General features: G+C 41.6%; 1 protein-coding gene. It reads right to left on the reverse strand.

Annotated features, from left to right (window positions below):
• A complete protein-coding gene (gene tuf, locus DFR78_RS11865; RefSeq protein ID WP_114459032.1) occupies nt 1-1,194 on the reverse strand; it encodes an elongation factor Tu in 1,194 nt (397 codons plus the stop codon).
• Between the last annotated feature and the right edge of the window lie 24 nt (nt 1,195-1,218).

Genomic DNA, 1,218 nt, shown 5'->3' on the forward strand with positions numbered 1-1,218 from the left:
TTACTCAATAATTTCGGTAACAACTCCGGCACCAACTGTGTGGCCACCTTCACGGATTGCAAAACGCAGTCCTTCTTCCATAGCTATTGGAGTAATCAGTTCTCCTATCATTTCTATATTATCTCCTGGCATTACCATCTCTACTCCTTCTGGTAACTTTATGTCTCCTGTTACATCTGTTGTACGGAAGTAAAACTGGGGTCGGTATCCATCAAAAAATGGGGTGTGCCTTCCTCCCTCTTCTTTGCTCAACACATATACCTCTGCTTTAAACTTTGTATGGGGTGTTATACTTCCCGGCTTCGCCAGTACCTGTCCCCTCTCTATATCGTCTCTTTTTACTCCTCTTAATAATGCTCCAATGTTGTCTCCTGCTACTGCTTCATCCAGCAGCTTACGGAACATCTCTACTCCTGTTACTACTGTGCTTGTTGTATCTTTTATCCCTACTATCTCTACCTCATCCTGTGGATGTAGTGTTCCTCTCTCTACTCGTCCTGTCGCTACTGTTCCTCTCCCTGTGATTGAAAATACATCCTCTACCGGCATTAAAAATGGTTTGTCTGTCTCTCTCTGCGGCTCTGGAATATATTCATCTACTGCGTCCATTAGCTCTATTATCTTCTTGCCCCATTCTCCTTCCGGATCTCCATTCTCTAATGCTTTTAGGGCTGATCCTACTATTACTGGTACCTCGTCTCCTGGAAATTCGTATTCATTTAATAAATCTCTTACTTCCATCTCTACCAATTCTATTAGCTCTTCATCATCTACCATATCTGCTTTGTTTAAAAAGACTACTATCGATGGTACTCCTACCTGACGGGCCAGCAAAATATGCTCTCTTGTCTGCGGCATTGGTCCATCTGCTGCAGATACTACAAGAATTGCTCCATCCATCTGAGCTGCTCCTGTTATCATATTCTTTACATAATCTGCGTGCCCTGGACAGTCTACGTGAGCATAATGCCTTTTTTCTGTTTCATACTCTACGTGTGATGTAGCTATTGTGATTCCTCTTTCTTTTTCTTCTGGTGCATTATCAATTGAGTCAAAGGCTCTTACCTCTGCCCCACCATAATTTGCAAGTACTGTTGTTATTGCTGCTGTTAATGTTGTCTTCCCATGGTCAACATGTCCTATTGTTCCTATGTTAACATGTGGTTTTGTTCTTTCAAATTTCTTTTTTGCCATCTTTTTTGTCCTCCTTAAAATATA

Origin of the sequence: Halanaerobium sp. MA284_MarDTE_T2, from assembly GCF_003337245.1 — a bacterium.
In the GTDB taxonomy this organism is placed as follows: Bacteria; Bacillota; Halanaerobiia; order Halanaerobiales; family Halanaerobiaceae; genus QPJE01.